The sequence below is a fragment of the Sphingopyxis sp. BE235 genome, assembly GCF_031457175.1.
Lineage (GTDB): Bacteria > Pseudomonadota > Alphaproteobacteria > Sphingomonadales > Sphingomonadaceae > Sphingopyxis.
The window spans coordinates 1-22469 of sequence record NZ_JAVDWC010000002.1; the positions used below are offsets into that span (position 1 = coordinate 1).

The window sequence follows — 22469 nt, forward strand, 5'->3', positions numbered from 1 at the left end:
CGAGGGCATTGCCACCGTCGAAGCCGGTCGTACCGGAACCCGCTGGCGAGCCAACGAACCGCGAGATCGTGCAGGCGGTGCGCGACTGGATCGAGACATCGATCAAACCCCATGCCGAGGGGCACGCCAAGTTCGAGGCGGTGGTCGCGATGAACGCGCTCGGCATCGTGCTGCGCGACCTGGGTGCGGGCGTGCGCGCCGAGGATGCGGCGCTCGCCGAAGCTTTGCTGTCGGGAACCACGACGCTCGCCGAGCCCGGCCTGCTCGCGAAGCTGCGGCGCGCCGTGCTCGACAAATGCGCGATCGACAGCCCCAAATATGCCGCGCTCGGTGCGGCGCGCGCCGACTGGCGCGGATAACGGAACAGGGAGAGAGACATGGATTTTGCGATGCCCGCCGATTTGCAGGCGTACCTCGACGAGCTCGATGCGTTTATCGAGGCCGAGATCAAACCGCTCGAGCTCGAAGGCGACAATATCCGCTTCTTCGACCACCGGCGCGAGCATGCGCGCACCGACTGGGACAATCAGGGCCTGCCGCGCGAGGAGTGGGAAGCGCTGCTCAAAGCCGCGACGCGCAAGGCCGATGCCGCGGGCCACTGGCGCTTCTCGGCGCCGAAGAAATACGGCGGCAAGGACGGCAGCAATCTTTGGATGGCGGTGATCCGCGAGCACTTCGCGGCGAAGGGGCTCGGCCTCCACAACGACCTTCAGAACGAGCACAGCATCGTCGGCAACTTCCCGTTCGTCGAGATGTTCGAGCAGTTTGCGACGAGCGACGAGCAGAAGGCCGAATTTATCCTCGGCGGGTTCGAAGGCAAACGCCGCACCGCGTTCGGGCTCACCGAGCCCGACCATGGCAGCGACGCGACGCATATGGAGACGCGTGCGGTGAGGGAGACGCGCGATGGCGTCGACGGCTGGCGGATCGACGGCCGCAAGATGTGGATCACCGGCATGCACAGCGCGACGCACTGCGCGACCTTCTGCCGCACCAGCGGCGAGGACGGCGATGCGAAGGGCATCACCTGCCTGCTCGTGCCGACGGGGACGCCGGGGATGACCGTCGATGAATATATGTGGACGTTCAACATGCCGACCGACCATCCGAGGATGACGTTCAGCGACGTGTGGGTGCCCGACGATGCGCGGCTCGGCCCCGAGGGCGGCGGCCTGTCGATTGCGCAAAGCTTCGTCCACCAGAACCGCATCCGTCAGGCGGCGAGCTCGCTCGGCGCCGCGGTCTACTGCATCGAGGAGAGCGTGAAGTACGCGCGGCAACGCAAGCCGTTCGGCGAGGCGCTGGCGAAGAACCAGGCGATCCAGTTCCCGCTCGTCGAGCTCGCGACGCAGGCCGAGATGCTGCGGCTGCTGATCCGCAAGACCGCATGGGACATGGACAACACCCCGCACAAGGAGGTCGAACGCACCCTCTCCGACAAGGTCAGCATGTGCAACTACTGGGCGAACCGGCTCGTCTGCGAGGCCGCCGACCGCGCGATGCAGGTCCACGGCGGCATCGGCTACTCACGCCACAAGCCGTTCGAACATATCTACCGCCACCACCGAAGATACCGCATCACCGAAGGCGCCGAGGAAATCCAGATGCGAAAGGTCGCTGCTTACCTGTTCGGATATATAGGGCCGCGGCGCGAGACGATCGGGAAACTGTGAACCGGCCCCGCACGCTTTACGACAAGATATGGGATGCGCACGCCGTCGCCGAGGATGACGGCGAGACTTTGCTCTATATCGACCTGCACCTGCTCCACGAGGTGACCTCGCCGCAAGCCTTCGCCGGGCTGGCGGCGGCGGGGCGCGCGGTGCGGCGTCCCGAGCGCGCGCTCGCCTTGTCCGATCATAATGTGCCGACGGCGGGGCAGGCGGCGGGGCCGGCGGGGGTCGCCGATGCCGAAGCGCGCGCGCAGCTCGAAGCGCTGGTCAGCAACACGCGTGATTTCGGGATCGAGAATTTCCCGATGGGCGATCCGCGCGGCGGGATCGTCCATGTCGTCGGGCCCGAACAGGGACGATCGCAGCCGGGGATGACGATCGTCTGCGGCGACAGCCACACGTCGACGCATGGCGCATTCGGGGCGCTGGCGTTCGGGATCGGCACGTCGGAGGTCGAGCATGTGCTGGCGACGCAGACGATCCGCCAGCGCCGGTCGCGCAACATGCGCGTGACGGTCGATGGCGTGCTCGCGCCGCATGTCCATGCCAAGGATCTCGCGCTCCACCTGCTCGGCGTAATCGGCGTCGACGGCGCGGGGGGGCATGTCGTCGAATATGCCGGCGAAGCTGTCCGGGCGCTGTCGATGGAGGCGCGGATGACGCTGTGCAATCTCAGCATCGAAATGGGCGCGCGCGCGGGACTGGTCGCGCCCGATGCGACGACCTTCGCCTATCTGGCGGGTCGGCCCGCGGCGCCGACGGGGAAGGCGTGGGATGCCGCGCGCGCGCGCTGGGCGGCTCTCGCAAGCGATGATGCGGCGTTATTCGACCGAGAAATGCGGGTCGATGCGCGCGATGTCCGGCCGATGGTGAGCTGGGGCACAAACCCGTCGCAGGTTGCCGCGATCGACGGACGCGTTCCCGATCCGGCCGCGCTGACGAACGCCGAAGCGCGCGGCGCAGCGACACGCGCGCTTGCCTATATGGACCTGACGCCGGGCGTGCCGATCGCCGGATTGCGGCTCGACCGTGTGTTTATCGGCAGTTGCACCAACAGCCGGATCGAGGATCTGCGCATCGTGGCGGAAGTCGTGCGCGGCCGCCGCGTCGCGCCGCATGTTCGCGCGATGGTCGTGCCGGGCTCGGGGCTGGTCAAAAGGCAGGCCGAGGAAGAGGGGATCGACCGCATCCTGCGCGACGCGGGGTTCGACTGGCGCGAGCCCGGCTGCTCGATGTGCGTCGGCATGAACGCCGACCGGCTGCAGCCCGGCGAGCGCTGCGCCGCGACGTCGAACCGCAATTTCGAGAACCGGCAGGGGCGCGGCGGGCGCACCCACCTGATGAGCCCGGCGCTCGCGGCGGCGAGCGCGATTGCGGGTTGCATCGCGGCGCCCGAAGTGCCCGGCTAGGGTCAGACTCTAGAGCGCGGCTTCGAACCGCGCGATCGCATCGGCGTGGCGCAGCGTGCGGGCGATGTCGTCGAGGCCCTCCATCAGGATCCGGCGATCATCGGGATCGATCGCGAAATCGATCGCCTCGCCCGACGCGAGCCGTATCTGCTGTGCATCCAGATCGACCTCGACCGGCGCATATTGGGCGAGCGCGATTTCGTCGCGCAGCCGCGCGCATGTTGCGTCGGGCAGGCGGATCAGCAGCAGGCCATTCTTGCGGGCGTTCCCGGCAAAGATATCGCCGAAGCTTGGCGCAATGACGCAGCGAATGCCGAAATCGGTGAGCGCCCATACCGCATGTTCGCGCGATGATCCGCATCCGAAATTGCGGTCGGCGACAAGAATCCCGGCTTCGCGGCAGGCGGGCCGGTTGAGGATGAAGTCGCCGCGTTCGCTGCCATCGTCCACGAAGCGCAGTTCGCGGAACAGATGTTTGCCAAGGCCCGTGCGGGTCAGCGACTTCATATATTGCGCAGGGATGATCATGTCGGTGTCGACATTGGCGAGCGGCAGCGGGGCCGCGACCGCTTTCATCCGGGTAAATTTTTGCACATCGCCTCCATTAACTTAGTATTCTAAGTAAATGGGTCGACCGATCTTGTCCAACATTATCGCGGGGTTGGAAGGGCGATACGGCGCAGGATGGCGATGAAGACAGTTGCCGCGCGAATCTTCGTGTCCTAAGGTTCGCAATCGCGCGGGTCAGCGCCCGGCGCCGGGGACCGCGACAGGGGAGCAGGATTTTGGCAAAGAAACCACAGGATTACCGACATCCCGCCGAATATTATACCGATCCCGAGAACAGCATCGGTTATCTGGCGCGCGTCGTCTTCCGCTCCTTTTCGCGGCTGCTCGAACGCCGCACGCTGACGCACGACGTCTCGGCAGGACAGTGGCGGTTTCTGCGCCAGCTGTGGCGCGAGGACGGCATCACCCAGCGCGAACTCAGCGAACGCGTCGGGATGCGCGAACCGACAACGGTCGTCGCGCTCAAGGGGCTGGAAAAGGCAGGGCTGATCACGCGCAGGAAGACCGCCGACGATCGCCGCAAGACTTTCATCCACCTGACGCCGCATGCGAAAAAGCTCGAACTGATCCTTGCGCCGATGAACGCCGAGATTCACGAGATCGCGACCAAGGGGATGACCGACGAAGAGGTCGAGGTGCTGCAGGGGCTGATGCGCCGCGTCATCGACAATCTTGGCGATGAAACGCGCAAGCTCGCGGTGCTTTCCGACATCAAGGCCTGATCGCTTGCATTTGCCGCGCACCCGGACAATAAGTTAGCATTCTAACTATATTGTCTGGGAGGGAAAATGACCAGCATCGCCGTCATCGTCGGCAGCACCCGCGAGGGATCGTTCAACCGCGCATTGGGCGAGGTCGCCGCGGCCAGTCTCGAAGCGCAGGGCGCAAGCGTGACGCGGGTCGATCTCGCAGCGTTCGACCTGCCGCTCTATTCGGCGGCGCGCGAGGCGAACGATTTTCCGTCCGACGCGCTGAAGCTTAAGGCGCTCTTCACCGCGCAGGACGGCCTGCTGTTCGTCTCCCCCGAATATAATGGCTCGCTCACACCGTTGCTCAAAAACGCAATCGACTGGGCATCGCGCCCGACCGGCGACGAGAGCATGGTCGCGCTGACCGCCTATCGCGGCAAGGTGGCGGCGATCATGTCGGTGTCGATCAGCCCGTTCGGCGGGCTCCGCGGGCTGATGCATTTACGCCAGATATTGTCGACGATCCAGATGCTGGTGATCCCCGAACAGGTGCTGGTGCCGAACGCGCACGCCGCCTTCGCCGAGGATGGCAGCTTGAAGGAGGCGCTGCCGGCGTCGCTGGTCGAAATGACCGCCGGACGGCTGATCGCGGTCGCGAAGGCGCTGTCGGCCTAGGTCCTGACTCTAACGGCGCGGGGCGGCGACAGGGCGGTCGATATTGTCGCCCCAGTCGGCTTCGAGCGCCGCGAGCAGGGCGTCGAACTTGTCCTGTCCCAGCTTCGCCGCGATTTGCGCGGTGAGATCGTCCATCGAGCGCTGCGCGTCCTTGCGCATGCGCGCGCCGAGGTCGGTCAGCGACACGACCATGTGGCGGCGATCGGCGGGATCGACGTCCATCTGCACGATGCCGAGCTTCACCATCTGGTTGATCGTGCTGTGGATCGCCTGCCGCGATATGCCCAGGTTGCGCGCAATGTCCGACGGACGCACGATACCGCTGACGATATTCGTCATCACCATCGACTGCGGGCGGTTGACGTCGGGCCAGCCATGGTCGTGGAGCCGTGCCTGAAGCCCTTCGTCGAGCCAGCAGAAGCGCTGGAAAAGCGCGATGATAAGCTGGTTGGTGCGCATGGACGCTATGATATGCCCCTGTTGCCGGCGGGGTGCCGACGCCAGCAAGCTAGAAGAGCAGGGCGAGCGAAGCAAGGCAGAGCGGCGTTGCAAAGGCAAAATACTTAGCATACTATCTATTGTAACGAGAATGGAGAGAGAGTCGCATGGACGGGTTGATGCAGAATGTGCCGCTGACGGTCGACCGGATCATCGATCATGCGGCGAATTGGCACGGGGCGCGCGAGATCGTGTCGCGCGATGCCGAGGGGCGCGTCACCCGTTCGAGCTGGGCCGACGTCCATGCCGACGCAAAGCGCGTCTCGAACGCGCTGGCGGCCGAAGGGATCAAGCCCGGCGACCGCGTTGCGACGATGGCGTGGAACGGCGCGCGGCACCTTGCTGCCTGGTACGGCGCGGCGGGGATGGGGGCGGTGCTCCATACGCTCAATCCGCGGCTGTTTCCCGAACAGATCGCCTATATCGCGAACCATGCGGGCGACCGGCTGCTGATCGCCGACCCGGCGACCGCGGAGCTGGTCGAGCAATTGCTGCCGCAGGTGCCGTCGATCGAGAAGGTGATCTTTTTCTGCGACCGCGCTTCGTTGCCGCAAACCAGCTTTGCTGCGACCGCCTTCGACGACTGGATCGCCGGGCAGCCTGCCGAATATATCTGGGGCGGGTTCGACGAGAATGCGGCGTGCGGGCTTTGCTATACCAGCGGTACGACGGGGAATCCCAAGGGCGTGCTTTATTCGCATCGGTCTAATTATATCCATGCGCTGATGACCTTGCAGCGCGACGCGCTCGGCTTGTCAGCGTGCGACACGGTGCTGCTCGTCGTGCCCATGTATCATGCGAATGCGTGGGGCGTCGTCTATTCGGCCCCCGCGGTCGGCGCGAAGCTGGTCTTGCCCGGGCAACGGATGGACGGCGAATCGATCTATAATCTGATCGAGCAGGAGGGTGTCACTTATTCCGCCGCCGTGCCAACAGTGTGGCAGATGTTGCTGCAATATATGCAGGAAGAAGGAAAGCGCTTCACGACGCTGGAGCGCGTGACGATCGGTGGGTCGGCGTGTCCCGAGTCGATCATTCGCACCTTCCGCGACGATTATGGCGTCGACGTCATCCAGGGCTGGGGCATGACCGAAACCTCGCCGCTCGGCACGGTGTCGGTGCCCAATGCGGCGGTCGCGGCGAAATCCGACGCCGAACAGATGGCTTATAAGCTCAAGCAAGGCCGGTTGCTTTGCGGGCTCGACATGAAGCTCGTCGACGACGCGGGTAACCGTCTGCCGCATGACGGCAAGACGCCGGGGCGGCTGATGGTCAAGGGGCCGACAATTGCGGGCGCCTATTATGGCGGCGAGGGCGGCAACGTGCTCGATGATGAGGGCTTTTTCGACACCGGCGACGTCAGCACGATCGATGGCGAAGGCTATATGCAGATCACCGACCGCGCGAAGGATGTGGTGAAGTCGGGCGGCGAGTGGATCAGTTCGATCGAGATCGAGAATATCGCGATGGGGCATGATGCCGTCGCCAACGCCGCGGTCGTCGGGGTCGCGCATCCGAAATGGGACGAGCGGCCGATCCTGCTGTGCCAGTTGAAGCCGGGCGCCGACGCCTCCGCCGATGATCTCAAATCCTTCCTCGACGGCAAGATCGCCAAATGGTGGATGCCCGACGACGTGCTGTTCGTCGCGGCAATCCCGCTGGGGCCGACGGGCAAGATCGACAAGAAAGCGATCCGCGCGGGGCTTGAGGGATACGAGCTGCCTTTTGAAGTCACCCGCTGACCATAACCATAAACAGGAGAGACTATGATGGACCCGAACGGGATCGAAGGACTGGACGCGCAATTTGTCGGGCTGGTGTCGCCAACGGCGCCGCGCATTCAGGCGGGCGGGCACCCGTGCCAGGGCATCTATTGGACCGAGGCGGGCAAGCGGCCGAAGGTCGCGATCATCGCGACCCACTATAATGTCGATTTCGCCGAACATTATATCGCGCCCTATTTCGCGCGGCAGGGTTTCGGCTTCCTTGGCTGGAATACGCGTTATCGCGGGGTCGAGGATCAGTTCCTGCTCGAACATGCGGTGCTCGACATCGGCGTTGGGATGAAGTGGCTGAAAGAAGAGGCCGGGGTCGAGCAGATCGTCATCCTCGGCAATTCGGGCGGCGGATCGCTGATGGGCGCCTATCAGGCCGAAGCGATCGCGCCGACCTTGACCGACCGCTTGCCCTCGGTCGGACAGGATGCGCTGGCATCGCTGATCAAGGGCGACCTGTATATCAGCTTCAATGCGCATCAGGGGCGCCCTGAAGTGCTCACCGACTGGATGGACGCGTCGGTGATCGACGAAAATGACCCGACGCTGACCGACCCCGAACTCGATCCGTTCAACCCCGACAATGGCCCGCCCTATTCGGACGCATTCATCGCGAAATATCGCGCCGCGCAGCGCGCGCGCAACCAGCGCATCACCGACTGGGCAAAGGCCGAGCTGAAGCGGCTGAACGCCGCGGGCATTCCCGATCGCATCTTCCCGATGTTCCGGTGCTGGGGCGATATCCGCTGCGTCGATCCCGCGATCGACCCGTCGGACCGCAAGCCCAACTGGTGCTATCGCGGCGACCCCGCGATCGCGAACCGCACGCCGAGCATCGGACGCGCGAACACGATCAAGACGTGGCTCAACATGTGGAGCCTCGAAACCTCGCCGTGTCAGGGGCAGCCGCACCTCGCCAAGCACGACACGCCCGCGCTCGTCGTACAGGGCACCGCCGACACCGGCGTATTCCCGAGCGACGCGCGCAAGATCTTCGATTTCCTCGGCTCGACCGACAAGAAGCTCGAATTGATCCCCGGCGCGCATTACTTCGAGGACTCGATCGAAGAACGGCAGAACGCCGCCGACCTCGTCGGCGCGTGGATCCGGGAGAAGCTGTGACGTGACGGCCGACGCCGACATCATCGACGGATTGCGCAACGCCGGGCTGGTGGGCGAGGGCGATGTCGTCCTCGAACCGCTGACCGGCGGCGTGTCGTGCGACGTATGGAAGGTCGAGACGCCGTCGGGCCCGATCGTCGTCAAACGTCCGCTCGAACAGCTTCGCGTCGCCGCCGAATGGCACGCGCCGATCGAACGCGGCCAGAGCGAAGTGCGCTGGCTGCGGCGCGCGCGCGGGGTCGATGCGCATATGGCACCTGAGGTGCTCGCCGAACTGCCCGGCTATGGCTTCGCGATGCGTTTCCTCCCCGATTGCCCGGTGTGGAAGGACGAGCTGATGGCCGGGCGGGTCGATGTTGATTTCGCCGCCGCTGTGGGCCGGGGGGTTGCGGCTGTCCACGCCGCGACAGCGAACAATTCGGCCGACCGCGATGCCTTTCCGAACGACGCGATGTTCCGCGCGCTGCGCGTCGATCCCTTCCTGATCTACGTCGCCGAGCATGACGCCGAGTTGGCGCCGGTCTTGCGCGCGCTTGCCGACGACCTATCGTCGCGCAAGATCGCGCTCGTCCACGGTGACGTCAGCCCCAAGAATATCCTCGTCAGCAGCGACGGTCCGGTGTTTCTCGATGCCGAATGCGCCGTTTATGGCGACCCGGCGTTCGACGTCGCCTTCTGCACGACGCATCTGCTGCTGAAGGCGGTGTGGTCGGGCGATGCCCGGCTGAACGAAGCCGCTGCGGCGCTCGTTGCGGCGTATCGCTCGGCGGTCGATTGGGAGGATGTCGACGGCCTGCTGCTCCGCGCGGGCAAGCTCAGCGCAGCGCTGCTTCTCGCGCGCGTCGAGGGCAAGTCGCCCGCACCATATCTCACCGACCCCGAACACAAGCGCGTCGTGCGCGATCAGGCACGGACACTCATTGTCGCGCCGTCGCCGATCGACGTGCTCGTCGCCAACTGGAAAAGGAACCTTGTATGACTTCGCGTATCGCCTCTGTCACCGGCCGCCAGATCTGGGATTCGCGCGGTCGGCCCACCGTTGAGGCCGAGGTCGTGCTGGAATCGGGTGCGGTCGGCCGGGCGATCGCCCCCGCGGGTGCCTCGCGCGGCGCGCATGAAGCGATCGACCTGCGCGACGGCGGTGCAGCGTTCGGCGGCTTTGGCGTCAATCGCGCGGTAGCGGGAATCGGATCGGAGATTGCGGGCGCGATCACGGGCATGGATGCGCGCGATCAGGCCGCCATCGATACGGCGCTCTGCGCGCTCGACAATACGCCCAACAAGGCGCGGCTTGGCGCGAATGCTGTCGTCGCGGTGTCAATGGCGGTGCTCCACGCCGCCGCGGCGGATGCGCGCGAACCACTGTGGCGCTATCTCGCGGGCGGGCAAAAGGTGCGCGTGCCGCTCCCCGAAATCCAGATTTTCGGCGGCGGCGCGCATGCGGGACGGCGCACCGACGTGCAGGATTTCATGGTGATGTGCCCGAAGGCGGGTAGCTTCCGCCGCGCGCTCGAAATCACCGACGATGTCTATCGCGCCGCGGGCAAGTTGATGGAGACCAAGGGCCCGCTCTCGGGAGTTGCCGACGAGGGCGGCTGGTGGCCGAATTTCGCGTCGAACGAGGATGCGCTGGGCACGCTGACCAAGGCGATCGAGGCGAGCGGGCACCGCGCGGGCGAGGATGTTTTCATCTCGCTCGACATCGCGGCGAACGAATTGGGCGACGCCGACGGCTATAATCTCGCGCTCGACGACGGGCGCCTGTCGGGCGAGCAGATGGCGGCGCGCATTATCGACTGGGCGAAGCGCTATCCGATCCTGTCGATCGAGGATCCGGCGGGACAGGACGACTGGACGACGATGGCGGCGGTCACCGCGGCGATTGGCGAACGGGTCCAGATCATCGGCGACGATGTGCTCGTCACCAACGCCGCGCGCGTCGAACGCGCGGGCGATGCGGCGGTGTGCAACGCCGCGCTGATCAAGGTCAATCAGGTCGGCACGGTCACCGAGGCGAAGGCGGCGCTCGACGCCGCGACCCGGCGCGGTTGGGGCGCGATCGTCTCGGCGCGATCGGGCGAGAGCGAGGACGTCACCATCGCGCATCTCGCGACCGGCTGGGACGCCGGGCAATTGAAGGTCGGCAGCTTCACGCGCTCCGAGCGCATGGCGAAGTGGAACGAGATGTTGCGGATCGAGGAAGCGATGGGCGGCGACGCGGTGTTTGCGGGCTTTTCGGCTTTTGCGGGGGCGATCGGCCGGGTGGCGGCATGATCGTCCTCCACGCCCGGCCGAGCCCGGGATTCCGTGAGGCCGTCGATGCGATCTTCGGCCCCGGCGGCGTCGTGCATGTCGATGAGGCGGCGCCGCTCGACGCGGTGGCGCCGGAAATCACCGCGCTGCTCCACGTCCTGACGCCCGTAACCCCGGAATTCATCGCCTCGGCGCCGAACCTGAAACTGATCCAGAAACTTGGCGTCGGGGTCAACACGATCGCGCTCGACGCGGCGCGCAGTCATGGCGTCGCGGTGTGCAACATGCCCGGCACCAACAGTCAGGCGGTCGCCGAAATGGCGCTGTCGTTGATGATGGCGGTGCTGCGTCGCACCTGCTTCTTCGATGCGCGCACGCGCGCGGGCGAGGGGTGGACGGCCGACCCGTCCGAACTCGACAGCGTGGGGGAGGTTGGCGGACGCACCGTGGGCCTCGTCGGTTTCGGCCATTCGGCGCAGCTGCTCGCGCCGGTCTTGGCGGCGCTCGGGGCGAAGGTCCTCTACACCGCGCGAAATCGCCGTGACTGCCCATATGAATATCGTTCTTTCAATGACTTGATCGCCGAAGCCGATATCGTTTCGCTGCATATGCCGCTCACAGACGAGACCCGCGCGAGCGTTGATCCGTTCGCGATGAAGAAGGGCGCGGTGCTCGTGAACACCGCGCGCGGCGAGCTGGTCGATCAGGCGCGGCTGGTCGAGGCGCTGACCTCGGGCCATCTGCGCGGCGCGGGCCTCGATGTTTTCGCCGAAGAACCCCTGCCGCGCGGCAATCCGCTGCTCGGTTTGCCGGGCGTCGTGCTCGCGCCGCATATCGCATGGCTGACGCCCGAAACGCTTGTGCGCAGCCTGACGGTCGCGCACGAAAATTGCCGCCGTCTCGCGGCGGGCGAAACCCTTCTTCATCAGGTGGTCTAATGTCTCTCCCTATTGTTTTGATAACCGGTCAGCTTTTGACCGACGCCGTGTGGCAGCCGTTGCTCGATGCCTGGGGCGATCGCGAGGTGACCGTCGCCGACAACCGCAGCGACGACACGATCGAGGGCTTCGCGCAGCGCCTGCTCGACAATGCGCCGCCGCGGTTCGCGCTGATCGCGCACGCGATGGGCGGCTTCGTCGCTTTTGAGGTGATGCGGCGCGCGCCCGAACGCGTGGCGAAGCTTGCGCTGATCTCGACACTGGCGTCGGCCGACGGCCCGGCGCAGACCGCGCGGCGGCAGGGCTATATCGATCTCGTCGAAAGCGGCCAGTTCGACCAGGTGGTCGAGGAGCGCATCCCGATCCTGTTCCCGGAAGAAAAGCGCAGCGACGCGCGCTTGCTTGGTATCGCGCGGCAGATGGCGGCCGATACCGGCGCCGACACCTTCCTCGCGCAGCAGCGCGCGATCATGGCACGCATCGACAGCCGCCCGCGGCTCGGCGAGATCGCGGTCCCGACCTTGCTGATCTGGGGCGAGAAGGACGGCATCACCAGCCGCGCGCATCATGACGAGATTCTGGGGGCCATCCCGGGGGCGCGGCTCGAAGTTGTGGCAGGGGCAGGGCATTTGCCGACGGTCGAGGCGCCGGAGGTTGTGGTGCCGTTGTTGACCGCGTTCGTGGATCAATAACCTCGTCATTCCCGCGAAAGCGGGAACCCAGTTGCAACGTCGGATCGCTGGGTTCCCGCTTCCGCGGGAATGACGAATGAGTTTTACTTCAACTCCGCCCGCACCAGCGCGGTCCCATCCACCATCGCCTTGAGCTTCGCTTGGCTATGCTCGCGGCTGTGGTATTTCATCCCGCAATCGGGCGCGATCCACAGCCGCTCGGCGTCGACATAGCGCAGCGCCTCGCGGATGCGGCCCGCGACGACCTCGGGCGTCTCGACCTCGGGGATCGACAGGTCGAGCACGCCGTACATGATCGTCTTGGTCGGCAGCTCGGCAAGGATCGCGGGATCGAGCCCGGGCTGCGCTGCCTCGACCGAAATCACATCGATCGCCGACGCCTCGAGTTCGGCGAGGAAATCATAGGCCTTGGGCTTCGGCCCCGTCGCGCCCGCGCCATGATGCACCATCGCATAGCCGAAGCAGATGTGGAGCGCGGTCGTACCGCCGACGCCGTCGAGCGCGCGGTTGATCGCCTCGATCGCATAGCTGTTCGCCTCGGCAGCGCGTGCCTGCAGATAGGGTTCGTCGAGCTGGACGACGTCGACGCCCGCTGCGAACAGATCCTTCACCTCGGCATTGACCGCATCGGCATAGTCCATCGCGAGCGCGCGCGCGTCGGGATAATAGCCATTCTCGGCCTGCTGCGTCATCGTGAACGGGCCGGGCAGGGTGAGCTTCACCGGCTTGGTTGAATGGCGGCGGAGGAAGGCCGCATCCTGCGCCTCGATCGGCGCGACGCGGCGGATCGGGCCCGAAACGAGCGGCACCGGGTTCGCGTTGCCGGTGCGGTCGACCGCGGTGCCATGCTTTTCGCGGTCGATCCCCGAGAGCGCGGTCGCGAGGCGGTTCGAATAGCTTTCGCGGCGCATTTCGCCGTCGCCGACGATGTCGATGCCGAGCTCTTCCTGATCGCGGATCGCCATCAAGGTGGCGGCTTCCTGCGCGTCGGCGAGCCAGGGTTCGGGGACACGCCACAACGTCTCGGCGCGCACGCGCGGGGGCAGGCTGGCTTTCAGCCGCTCGCGGTCGATCAGCCAGTCAGGCTGGGGGTAGCTTCCGACGATCGTTGTCGGCAGGATGGGGTGGTCGAACAAAGCCATTCCTCTCATTTTTGGGCTGGCCAAACATTTGCTTAGTATTCTATCTAATTCAAGTCGAAACGACGGTTGGGAGAGCAAAATGATCGATCTGGAGGCCATCCGGACGCTGGCGGATATTCCCGCGGCGCAGGCGCGGGCGCGGGGGCAGGCGACTGCAGTGAAATTCGGGGAGCGCGAGACGAGCTTTGCCGCGCTCGACGCGCGCTCGAACCGCGTCGGACATGCGTTGATCGCGTCGGGTATCGCGCCGGGCGACCGCATCTCGGCGCTGACCAAGAACCATGACAGCTGGTATCCGCTCTTCTTTGGCACCGCGCGTGCGCGCGCCTGTTTCGCGCCGATCAACTGCCGCCTCGCGCCGGCGGAGATCGGCTTCATCCTCGGCGACGCCGCACCGAAACTGCTGTTCGTCGGCGAGGATTTCTTCGACTGCGCGCTCGCTGCGGTTGCCGATCTGGCGTCGCCGCCCAAACTGATCGCGCTTTATGGCGAACACCCCGCGTTCGAGCCGTTTGATGCATGGCTCGGCGATGCATCCGACGCCCCGCTCGCCGATCCGCCTGAGCTCACCGACGATGTGCTCCAGCTCTATACGAGTGGGACGACCGGCCTGCCGAAGGGTGTCGTGCTCACCAACGCCAACTACCGCACCTTCCTTGAGGCCGCGACCGAGGTCGACGGCTTTGCTTATGGCGAGGACGAGACGGTGATGATCGTCATGCCGCTGTTCCACGTCGCGGGCACGAACGTCAGCTTTTCGGGGCTCGCGCAGGGCGGGCGGCTTGTGCTCGTCAAGGATTTCACGGCGGCCGACGCGGTGCGCATGATGCGCGAGGAAAATGTCGCGCACGCCTTCCTCGCACCCGCGATGATCCAGATGATGCTGCTCCAGCCCGACGCGAACAACGGCGCCTATCCCGCGCTCAAGTCGATCGCCTATGGTGCGTCGCCGATCGCCGAGGATGTGTTGCGCCGCGCGCGCGGGACCTTCGGCTGCGACTTCGTGCAATTTTACGGCATGACCGAGTCGGCCGGCGGCGGCTCCTATCTTTCGCCGAGCGCGCACGACCTGCCCGGCAAGCTCACCTCGTGCGGCAAGCCCTGGCCCGGCGCCGCGATGGCGATCCTGGGCGGCGATGGCCGCGAGCTCGGCGAGGGCGAGATCGGCGAGATTGCGATCCGCGGCGGCATCGTGATGAAGGAATATTGGAACCGCGCCGCGGCGACCGAAGAGACGCTCGCGGGCGGCTGGCTCCACACCGGCGACGTCGGCTATCGCGACGCCGACGGCTTCTACTACGTCCATGACCGCATCAAGGACATGATCGTGTCGGGCGGCGAGAATGTCTATCCGGCCGAGGTCGAGAGCGCGATCATGGGCTGTCCGGGGGTCGCCGACGTCGCGGTGATCGGCGTGCCGGACGACAAATGGGGCGAGAGCGTCAAAGCGCTGATCGTACCCGCCGCGGGCGCGACGCTCGACCCTGCCGATGTCGTCGCCTGGGCGCGCGAACGGATCGCCGCGTATAAAATTCCCAAGAGCGTCGAGTTCATCGAGACCTTGCCGCGCAACCCGTCGGGCAAGGTGCTCCGCCGCGAATTGCGCGCGCCTTATTGGGAAGGGCGCGATCGCGCCGTGGGGTAGCCGGGATCTCGGCTCAGGGTAGTGAACTGCCGCCCCCTTCTTTCGTCATCCCGGGCTTGATCCGGGATCCCGCTTTTTGAGGCATCGGCTGGCTTCGACTTCTAGCGGGACCCCGGATCAAGTCCGGGGTGACGATGAAAGAGAGCTCGGCTATGGGTCGCCAACCCGCCAGCCTCCACGCAAAAAAGAACCCGGCCAAAAGGCCGGGTCCAGGAGGAGTTCCCAGTGTACTTTTGGGAATGTCTATTCGGCGGGCACCGGGCTGCGGCCGGTGATGAAGCCTTCGCGCTTCGTGCCGTCGGCCTGCACCGGATCGTGCGCGACGTCGCTTTCGTCGAATTCCTTGGTCCACGCCGCGAACTCGAGGCACACGCCGTCGGGGTCGAAGAAATAGACAGAGCGCACAAAGACGCCGGGGTGAAGCTCGGCCGACGCCTGCATCGGTGAATCGTCGTGGTTGAGCACTGGGGTCACTTCGATGCCCTTGGCGATCAGCCGCTGGTAATAATCGTCGAACTTGTCGGCACGGACGTTGATTGCGATGTGGTTCATCGACCCGTGCGCCGACACGAAGCTGCCCCGCGTTGGCAGTGCCGCGGGGGCGGAGATGCCCGGAACGGCTTCGGGCGCATCGGGGAACCAGAAGAAGGCGAGGCTGTCGCCATTGCCGATATCGAAGAAGAAATGCTGGCCGCGGCCGCCGGGCAGGTCGATCGTCTTGGTCAGCGGCATGCCGAGCGTGTCGCGGTAGAATTCGACCGTCCTTGCCATATCCTTGCACACGAGCGCGAGGTGATTGACCCCGCAGAATTCGAATTCGCTATTTGCTGCAGCCATGATCCGTCTCCTTGTGGTTCAGTTTGCGTTGACGCTGGGGCGGCTTTTGATCCGCTCGTACCAGCGCCCGACATTGGTGAAGGCGGGATCGATCGGCTGGCCGACCGTCGCGCCGAAATCGAGAAAGGCGAAGAGCATGATGTCGGCGAGGCTGAGCGCGTCACCCGCGATGAATTCGCGCCCGGCGATCTGCCCGTCGAGCCATTCGATCCCGTCCTGTGCGGTTGCTTTCAGCCCCGGCGCGGCCTCGGGCAGGCAGCGCAACCGCGACTCGAACAGGGGCAGGCCCTCGGCAAAGCGGAAGCCGTTGGTCAGCGGCTCGCAAATCTTGAGGTCGACGCGGCGCGTCCACATGCGCGTCGTGGCGCGCTCTTCGGGCGTCGATCCGATCAGCGTCGGCTCGGGAAAACGCTCGTCGAGATATTCGCAGATCGCGGTGACTTCGCAGACGAAACTGCCGTCGTCGAGTTCGAGCGCGGGGGTCTGTCCGGCGGGGTTCACATCGACATTATATGGCGCACGCCGGTTCTCGCCGCCGCGCAGGTCGACGCTGACCTCGGCGATCTCGATACCCTTTTCAGCCATGAAAAGCTTCACGACGCGCGGGTTGGGGCCAACGCTGTTATAGAATTTCATCTTACCCTCTCCCCGTCTCTTTATCATCTTGCGGGTTAATCGTCAACTTAGTTGACGATTAACCCGGGGCGTGGCCAGCGGACACGATACAGCGTCCCCGTCGTCGACGCCGTAATATAAGCATCGCGCCGATCGGCACCGCCGAACGCGATATTGGTGATCCCGACATCGGGCAGCGGCACGAACTCCGAACCGTCCTCAACGGGGTCGAAAATCGTGATCCCGCCCTCGACCATCGTGCCGACGCAGATACGCCCGCTTTCCTCGATCGCCATGCTGTCGAGCAGACGAAAGGCCGGCGGGGTGCCGACGAACCGGCCAGGCGCCCACGGTGGTGGCGGCGCGAGTTCGCCGGGCGCCGCGATGTCCATCGCCCAGACGCGCGCGGTCATCGTCTCGCTGACGTAGAGCGTCTTGCCGTCGGGGGAGAGGCCGATGCCGTTCGGCCCCATCATGTCGGCGCGCTGGCGGCTGATCTTCGATCCGTCGGCGGCGGCATGATAGAGTGCGCCGTGGTCGCGGCCGGTGTCGCGCACCTGGCCATGATCGGTGAACCAGAAACCCCCCTCCTCGTCGAAGACGATATCGTTCGGCCCCTTGAGCCGCTCGCCCTCGAAGCTGTCGTAAAGCGTCGTCACTGCGCCGGTGGTCAGGTCGACGCGCTGGATCGACCCGCACGCCTCGGCATGCGCGGCGTGACCGGGGAACAGCAGGCCGCCCGCCTCGATCCATTCGAAGCCGCCATTGTTGCACACATAGGCCGCGCCGTCGGGCCCGATCGCGAGGCCGTTCGGACCGCCGTCAAGTTCGGCAACAACCGACAGGCCGCCATCGGGCAGGACGCGCGTCAGCGTGCCGCGCGCGATCTCGACGAGCAGCACCGAGCCGTCGGCCATCGGCACCGGGCCTTCGGGAAAGCGCAGCCCTGTCGCGACGACTTGAGGCGGGCCGTAACCACTCATCCGTTGGCTGGGCGCGGGGCGCTGAGAAAGTCGGCGGCGTTGAAGCCTTCGGGCGCCGCGACCTCGACGATCGGATCCTCGCGCGCGTCATATTCCATGCGCAGCGCGCGGGTGATCACCGCATGCATGTCATAGAGGCAGGTGATGTAGGTGAACTCGAAAATCTGCTCGTCGTTCCAGAAGGTCTTGAGCTTGTCGAAGACTTCTAGCGGCACCCGTCCACTCGCTTGTGCAAGGCAGTCGGCATAGGCGAGCACGGTGCGCTCCTGCTCGTCATAGCAATCGGCAACCTGCCAGTGCGCGATGGCGGCAATCTTCACCTCGCTGACACCAAGACCGCGGAGCGACTTGCAATGCTGCGAGAAGACGAACTGGCTTCCCTTGACCCAGCCCGCGCGCGTCTGCCCGAGCTCGCGCAGCACCGGATCGATCGTGCGCGCCGGGTTGCGATAGACGGCGAAACCCTTGACCGCATGTTCGAAGATATCGGGCGACAGCGCGAAGACCGTCCACCAGTCGCCGGGCGTGCCGGTCGCGGTGCCGGGCTCGGCAACGGGGTCGCGCTCGCCGAACAGGCGGTTGTAATAGGCGAGGACGGTCTCGTCGGTGACTTCGGACCGGGGAACCTGACGCAGGACGGGCATGGCTAACTCCTCAGGCGTTCGCGAATTTGCGGAATTCGACAACATGCGCGCTGTCGAAATATTCGTCGAGGCGCGTGATCTTGCCACCCTCGACCTGGCAGATGATCGCGCAGGGCAGGCGGACCGCGCCATCGTCGTGGACGCGCTTGCCCTTCAGCACATGCTGCTGGACGAAGCCGCCGGGGAAGGTGGTCAGCCGGCGCTCGGCATATTCGCGGTCCTTGATCCGTGCGACCATGCCGGTCAGTGTCTGCGCGGTCTGCGCCGGGGTGACGATCAGCTCGTCGGTGTTGTGCCAGATTTCGGCGTCAGGCGTGAAGCTGTTCTGCATCGTCTCGATGTCGCCCGCCTCGATCGCGTCGAAAAAGCGCTGCGCCATTGCGCGAATATCGTTCTCTTCGGCCATGTCTCTCTCCTTATGCTTTGGCGCCGAACATGCGGCCGCCGTTGGCGGCGATCAGCCCGTCGATATCGTCACCCCGGTACGCCGGATCGGCCGAGGGGCCGAAGGACGCCAGCATATCCTGCGTCACCAGCTCGGCCATCGCCTTCCATTCGGGGTGGGTGAAGATCCAATAGTCGCCGGCTTCGATCGCCTCGACGACGCGCTCGCCGATCTTTTCGGGCGACATGCCGCCCGCGAGCACGCCCTGCATCGCCTGGCTCGTCGCCGCAGCCTTGCCGACCTCGACCTCGACGGGGCGCAGGTCGCGCGTCGTCTGGACGATCCGCGTCGCCGACATGCCGGGCATCAACACCGAGATATCGACGCAGGTTTCGGCGAGTTCGTTGCGCAGCGCCATCGCAATGCCGAGCGTGGCATATTTGGAGCTGATGTACGCAACCGAGATCGGCGGCGGCACGATCGCGACCATCGATGCGGTGAGGATGAGGTGGTTCGGCTCACCCGACGCCTTCATGTCGCCGAGAAAGGTGCGACAGGCATAGAGATGCGCGTGCGCGTTGACCGCATAGTTCCAGCGCCAGACGTCGGTGTCATATTGCTCGAACGGCCCCGATCCGCCGCCGACCCCGGCGTTGCTGAACAGGATGCGCACCGGGCCGAATTCACGCGCCTGTTCGCCCGCGGCCGCCCAGCTGTCCTCGCTGGTGACGTCGAGCTGGAGGCCGAGGGTGTTCGCGCCTTCGGCGCGCAGGGTTTCGGCCGCACCATCGGCGCCCGCGCCGTCGATATCGGCGAGGATGACCGACGCGCCTTTGGCCGCCAGCGCCTTGGCGGTGGCAAGCCCAATTCCGCTCGCGCCGCCGGTGATGAAGGCGGTCTTCCCCGCGACATCGGTCATTCGGCGAAATCCTTCTCGAGATAACGCGTCATACGGAACTGCGCGATCCCCGCCGCGGCGGCGAAGGGCATCAGCGCCATCAACGCCCATCTGAGGCTGCCGTCGCCAAAATCGGGTTTCAGGCTATCGCTGACGATCCCGGCGAACAGCGGACCGAGCCCGAGGCCGATGATGTTGAACATCAGCATCAGCACCGCGGCGGCGGTCGCGCGGCTGCGCGGCGGCGTGAGATTCTGCACCAGCGCGAGCGCGGGCGCGACATAGGCGGTGCACGCCGCCATCGGGATCAGCATCAGCGCGAGTGAGAGCTGCCAGCTGTCGACGAGCAGCGCGGCAATGAAGGTCGGGATCAACACGGCGGTCGCGAGCGCCGGAATGGTGCCATAGGCGCGCGCGGACACCTTCGCGCGGTGACTGACCAGCCAGCCGCCACCGAGGATGCCGATGCCGAAGGTGATGCCCGCCGCCGGGCCGAAATAGGTCGCCATGGCATCGAGCGGCATTTTCTGCGTCCGCATCAGGAAGGCCGGAATCCAGTTGAGCATGCCATAGCTGGTAAAGGCGGCGAGGCCGCTCCCGATCATCACCATACGGAGCGACGGGCGGCGCCAGAACATCGCAAGGCTCTGCGAAAAAGGCAGGGCTTCGTCGGCCGTCTTTTGCACGTCCATCTGTCCGCGTGCGGGTTCGCGGACAAGCCAGATCAGGATCGGCGCGACAATGACGCCGACGATGCCGATCAGGATGAAGGCGTTGCGCCATCCGATGTTCGCGGCCGCCCAGGCACCGAAGGTCGCGCCCACAAAGACGCCGAACGGGCCGTTGAGCGTGAAGATACCGATCGCGAGCGGGCGCTGCGCCGGCGGATAATAGTCGGCGATGACCGACAGCGACGGCGCGGTGCCGCCCGCTTCACCCGCGCCGACGCCGAAGCGCATCAGCGCGAGTTGCCAGAAATTCGATGCAAAGCCGCACGCGGCGGTGAACCCGCTCCACACGACGCACGCAATGCCGATCAGCTTCACGCGGTTCCAGCGGTCGGCGATCATCGCGACGGGCACCCCCATCGCGGCATAGAAGAGCGCGAAGGCAAGGCCGGTGAGCAGGCCGAACTGCGTGTCGCTGAAATCCATTTCGGCGCGGATCGGCTCGACGAGCACCGACAGAAGCTGGCGGTCGACGAAGTTGATCGTGCCGACCACGAACAGCATGGCTAGCGCGACGTTGCGGCGCACGGCAAGGCCGCGGTCGGGCGCTATGGCGCCTCCATCGAGGGCAGTCGCCTCTGTCATCACACTCTCCAAAAACGCACGAGTCTTCTCGTTCCAAAAATACTTAGGTATTTAAGTTTATCTGTCAACGTGCTTTACGGTAACGACAAAGTCGACGGGAGAGAAGAGATGGATATCAACGGCAAAACCGCCATTGTGACGGGCTCGGCGGGCGGAATCGGCCGCGCGACCGCGGTGATGCTGGCCAGCCGCGGCGCGGCGGAGATCGCGCTGGTCGATGTCAACGAAGCGGGGCTCGCCGAGACCGCGCGGCTGGTCGAGGCGGCGGGGGCGCGGGCGAGCATTCACCCACTCGACCTGTCGGACATTCCCGCGACCGAAGCCTGGTTCCGTGCGCATGGCGACGTCGACATTCTGCACAACAATGCCGGGGTGGTATCGGGCCTGCCGCAATTTCCCGACGTCGATGCCGCGCGCATCCGCTGGATCATCGACGTTAACATCACCTCGCTCGTCGCGGCGACGCAGATTGCGGTGCAGGCGATGCGCCAGCGCGGCGGCGGGGTGATCGTCAACACCGTGTCGACGGTGGCGCTTGGCACCGGATTCTATGACGCGATGTATGCGACAACCAAAGCAGCGGTGATGATGTTCACGCGCTGCTGCGCGCCGTTGAAGGACGAATGCAACGTTCGCGTTGCGGGCATGTTGCCGGGACTGGTCGATACGCCGATCCTCGACACTACGGGGGCGGGCGGCAAGTCCGAATGGATGAAGACGGTGCTCGCGAATAACGAGGCATGCCGGCCCGAGGATATTGCGGGCGGCGCCATGGCGCTGATCGAGGACGACAGCCTCGCGGGCGGTGATTGGGTTGCGGTGCGGCGGCTCGGCGGCAAGGTCGAATATCAATGGGGGCACGCCGACACCGTATAACCACCCTTCGTCATTCCCGCGAAAGCGGGAACCCAGCGAGCAGCCGTTGCTACTGGGTTCCCGCTTTCGCGGGAATGACGAGATAAGACGTGCTCACCGCGTCGGCGCTTCCAGCATATTCTTGCCGAACAGGTTCGACCACTGTTCCTCGGTCAGCACCGGGCGCGCGCTCGACAGGTTCGCGGCATTCTTGACGTCGGTCCCCGCCATCACCGCGGGCCGCTCGCCGATGCGTCCGAACCAGTCGGCGACCGCTGGATAATCGTCGAGCGTCAGCCCGATCGCCCGGATCGCGCGCGTCCACGGCCAGGCGGCAATGTCGGCGATCGAATATTCCTCGGCGAGATAGTCGGCCTCGCTCAGCCGGCCGTTGAGGACGTGGAGCAGGCGCAGCGTTTCGTTGCGATAGCGTTCGACCGGATAGGTCTGCCCTTCGGGCGCATAGCGGATGAAATGATGCGCCTGTCCCTGCATCGGGCCGAAGCTTGCCATTTGCCACATCAACCATTGCTGCGCCTGCGATCGGCGGCGCGGGCTTTCGGGAAGCAATTGCCCGCTCTTTTCGGCGAGATACAGCAGGATCGCGCCGCTCTCGAACACCGGCAAAGGCGCCCCACCGCCGATGGGCTCGTGGTCGACGATCGCGGGCAGGCGGCCGTTGGGATTGATGCGCCGATATTCGGGGGTGAGATGATCACCCTCGAGCATGTTCATCGCGAGCAGTTGGTGCGGCAGCCCGACCTCTTCGAGCATGATCGACACTTTGTGGCCGTTCGGCGTGGGCGTGAAATAGACGTCGATCATCGCGCGGTTCACCCCTTCACACAGGTCACGACC

General features: G+C 65.4%; 24 protein-coding genes. 13 read left to right on the forward strand and 11 right to left on the reverse strand.

The window, feature by feature from the left end; all coding sequences use genetic code 11:
• The 3 genes from J2X38_RS07205 to leuC form a co-directional block, all read left to right on the forward strand.
• Nucleotides 1-359: DUF6285 domain-containing protein (locus tag J2X38_RS07205; RefSeq protein WP_310252736.1), on the forward strand; the 359-nt coding region annotated here is incomplete at its 5' end.
• Nucleotides 360-377: 18 nt separating this feature from the next.
• Nucleotides 378-1673 carry an acyl-CoA dehydrogenase family protein gene (locus J2X38_RS07210; protein WP_310252738.1) on the forward strand — a complete coding sequence of 432 codons (1296 nt, stop codon included), beginning with the start codon at nucleotides 378-380 and terminating at the stop codon, nucleotides 1671-1673.
• A complete protein-coding gene (gene leuC, locus J2X38_RS07215; RefSeq protein ID WP_310252740.1) occupies nucleotides 1670-3082 on the forward strand; it encodes a 3-isopropylmalate dehydratase large subunit in 1413 nt (470 codons plus the stop codon). Before J2X38_RS07210 ends, leuC begins: the two co-directional genes overlap by 4 nt.
• Nucleotides 3083-3091: 9 nt before the next feature.
• On the opposite strand, the gene leuD is transcribed toward leuC, so the two are convergent.
• Nucleotides 3092-3676, reverse strand: a complete 585-nt coding sequence (gene leuD / locus J2X38_RS07220) for a 3-isopropylmalate dehydratase small subunit (RefSeq protein ID WP_058539405.1) — start codon at nucleotides 3674-3676, stop codon at nucleotides 3092-3094.
• A gap of 191 nt (nucleotides 3677-3867) precedes the next feature.
• Between leuD and J2X38_RS07225 the strand changes: the two genes are divergently transcribed.
• Together J2X38_RS07225 and J2X38_RS07230 are read left to right on the forward strand one after the other, a co-directional pair.
• Nucleotides 3868-4374 carry a MarR family winged helix-turn-helix transcriptional regulator gene (locus J2X38_RS07225; protein ID WP_056373752.1) on the forward strand — a complete coding sequence of 169 codons (507 nt, stop codon included), beginning with the start codon at nucleotides 3868-3870 and terminating at the stop codon, nucleotides 4372-4374.
• Nucleotides 4375-4440: 66 nt separating this feature from the next.
• Complete coding sequence (locus J2X38_RS07230) at nucleotides 4441-5016, forward strand: NAD(P)H-dependent oxidoreductase (protein WP_310252743.1); 576 nt, start codon at nucleotides 4441-4443, stop codon at nucleotides 5014-5016.
• Between the two features lie 9 nt (nucleotides 5017-5025).
• On the opposite strand, the gene J2X38_RS07235 is transcribed toward J2X38_RS07230, so the two are convergent.
• Nucleotides 5026-5475: a MarR family winged helix-turn-helix transcriptional regulator gene (locus tag J2X38_RS07235; protein WP_058539407.1), complete on the reverse strand. Its 450-nt coding sequence runs from the start codon at nucleotides 5473-5475 to the stop codon at nucleotides 5026-5028.
• Nucleotides 5476-5621: 146 nt separating this feature from the next.
• On the opposite strand from J2X38_RS07235, the gene J2X38_RS07240 reads away from it, so the two are divergent.
• The 6 genes from J2X38_RS07240 to J2X38_RS07265 are packed head-to-tail and all read left to right on the forward strand — an operon-like array spanning nucleotide 5622 to nucleotide 12294.
• Entirely contained in the window at nucleotides 5622-7256 is a 1635-nt protein-coding gene (locus tag J2X38_RS07240; protein WP_310252745.1) for a long-chain-fatty-acid--CoA ligase, read from the forward strand.
• Between the two features lie 24 nt (nucleotides 7257-7280).
• The gene (locus J2X38_RS07245; RefSeq protein WP_310252748.1) at nucleotides 7281-8411 is read left to right on the forward strand and encodes an alpha/beta hydrolase; all 1131 of its coding nucleotides are present in this window, start codon (nucleotides 7281-7283) and stop codon (nucleotides 8409-8411) included.
• A gap of 1 nt (nucleotide 8412) precedes the next feature.
• Entirely contained in the window at nucleotides 8413-9390 is a 978-nt protein-coding gene (locus J2X38_RS07250) for an aminoglycoside phosphotransferase family protein (protein ID WP_310252750.1), read from the forward strand.
• Complete coding sequence (gene eno / locus J2X38_RS07255) at nucleotides 9387-10685, forward strand: phosphopyruvate hydratase (RefSeq protein WP_310252753.1); 1299 nt, start codon at nucleotides 9387-9389, stop codon at nucleotides 10683-10685. The genes J2X38_RS07250 and eno overlap by 4 nt, the downstream gene beginning before the upstream one ends.
• Nucleotides 10682-11602 carry an NAD(P)-dependent oxidoreductase gene (locus J2X38_RS07260; RefSeq protein WP_310252755.1) on the forward strand — a complete coding sequence of 307 codons (921 nt, stop codon included), beginning with the start codon at nucleotides 10682-10684 and terminating at the stop codon, nucleotides 11600-11602. Before eno ends, J2X38_RS07260 begins: the two co-directional genes overlap by 4 nt.
• A gap of 35 nt (nucleotides 11603-11637) precedes the next feature.
• Nucleotides 11638-12294: an alpha/beta fold hydrolase gene (locus tag J2X38_RS07265; protein WP_058539413.1), complete on the forward strand. Its 657-nt coding sequence runs from the start codon at nucleotides 11638-11640 to the stop codon at nucleotides 12292-12294.
• An 83-nt stretch (nucleotides 12295-12377) separates the two neighbouring features.
• On the opposite strand, the gene J2X38_RS07270 is transcribed toward J2X38_RS07265, so the two are convergent.
• Nucleotides 12378-13535 carry a 5-methyltetrahydropteroyltriglutamate--homocysteine methyltransferase gene (locus tag J2X38_RS07270; protein WP_405053445.1) on the reverse strand — a complete coding sequence of 386 codons (1158 nt, stop codon included), beginning with the start codon at nucleotides 13533-13535 and terminating at the stop codon, nucleotides 12378-12380.
• Here J2X38_RS07270 and J2X38_RS07275 point away from each other — a divergent pair.
• The gene (locus tag J2X38_RS07275) at nucleotides 13516-15081 is read left to right on the forward strand and encodes a long-chain-fatty-acid--CoA ligase (RefSeq protein WP_310252759.1); all 1566 of its coding nucleotides are present in this window, start codon (nucleotides 13516-13518) and stop codon (nucleotides 15079-15081) included. The two genes, J2X38_RS07270 and J2X38_RS07275, sit on opposite strands and share 20 nt — an antisense overlap.
• A gap of 243 nt (nucleotides 15082-15324) precedes the next feature.
• Here J2X38_RS07275 and J2X38_RS07280 read toward each other — a convergent pair whose 3' ends face one another.
• From J2X38_RS07280 to J2X38_RS07310, 7 genes are read right to left on the reverse strand one after another with little or no spacing between them, the layout of a single operon-like run.
• On the reverse strand, nucleotides 15325-15918 hold the full coding sequence (locus J2X38_RS07280) for a VOC family protein (RefSeq protein WP_058539416.1): 594 nt from the start codon (nucleotides 15916-15918) through the stop codon (nucleotides 15325-15327).
• 18 nt (nucleotides 15919-15936) lie between these two features.
• Nucleotides 15937-16554, reverse strand: a complete 618-nt coding sequence (locus J2X38_RS07285) for a glutathione S-transferase (RefSeq protein ID WP_310252760.1) — start codon at nucleotides 16552-16554, stop codon at nucleotides 15937-15939.
• Nucleotides 16555-16601: 47 nt separating this feature from the next.
• Nucleotides 16602-17516: an SMP-30/gluconolactonase/LRE family protein gene (locus J2X38_RS07290; RefSeq protein ID WP_310252761.1), complete on the reverse strand. Its 915-nt coding sequence runs from the start codon at nucleotides 17514-17516 to the stop codon at nucleotides 16602-16604.
• Nucleotides 17513-18160 (reverse strand): carboxymuconolactone decarboxylase family protein, encoded by a 648-nt coding sequence (locus tag J2X38_RS07295; protein ID WP_310252762.1) that lies wholly within the window; start codon nucleotides 18158-18160, stop codon nucleotides 17513-17515. Before J2X38_RS07295 ends, J2X38_RS07290 begins: the two co-directional genes overlap by 4 nt.
• 10 nt (nucleotides 18161-18170) lie before the next feature.
• A complete protein-coding gene (locus tag J2X38_RS07300) occupies nucleotides 18171-18566 on the reverse strand; it encodes a nuclear transport factor 2 family protein (protein ID WP_058539420.1) in 396 nt (131 codons plus the stop codon).
• 10 nt (nucleotides 18567-18576) lie between these two features.
• Nucleotides 18577-19464 (reverse strand): SDR family NAD(P)-dependent oxidoreductase, encoded by an 888-nt coding sequence (locus tag J2X38_RS07305; RefSeq protein ID WP_310252763.1) that lies wholly within the window; start codon nucleotides 19462-19464, stop codon nucleotides 18577-18579.
• The gene (locus J2X38_RS07310; protein WP_310252764.1) at nucleotides 19461-20756 is read right to left on the reverse strand and encodes an MFS transporter; all 1296 of its coding nucleotides are present in this window, start codon (nucleotides 20754-20756) and stop codon (nucleotides 19461-19463) included. Before J2X38_RS07310 ends, J2X38_RS07305 begins: the two co-directional genes overlap by 4 nt.
• 108 nt (nucleotides 20757-20864) lie before the next feature.
• Here J2X38_RS07310 and J2X38_RS07315 point away from each other — a divergent pair, with 108 nt between their 5' ends.
• A complete protein-coding gene (locus J2X38_RS07315; protein ID WP_310252766.1) occupies nucleotides 20865-21632 on the forward strand; it encodes an SDR family oxidoreductase in 768 nt (255 codons plus the stop codon).
• A gap of 93 nt (nucleotides 21633-21725) precedes the next feature.
• Here the strand turns inward: J2X38_RS07315 and J2X38_RS07320 are convergent, their stop codons facing one another.
• Nucleotides 21726-22436, reverse strand: coding sequence for a glutathione binding-like protein (locus J2X38_RS07320; protein WP_310252768.1), 711 nt, complete (start codon nucleotides 22434-22436; stop codon nucleotides 21726-21728).
• Nucleotides 22437-22469 lie beyond the last annotated feature (33 nt).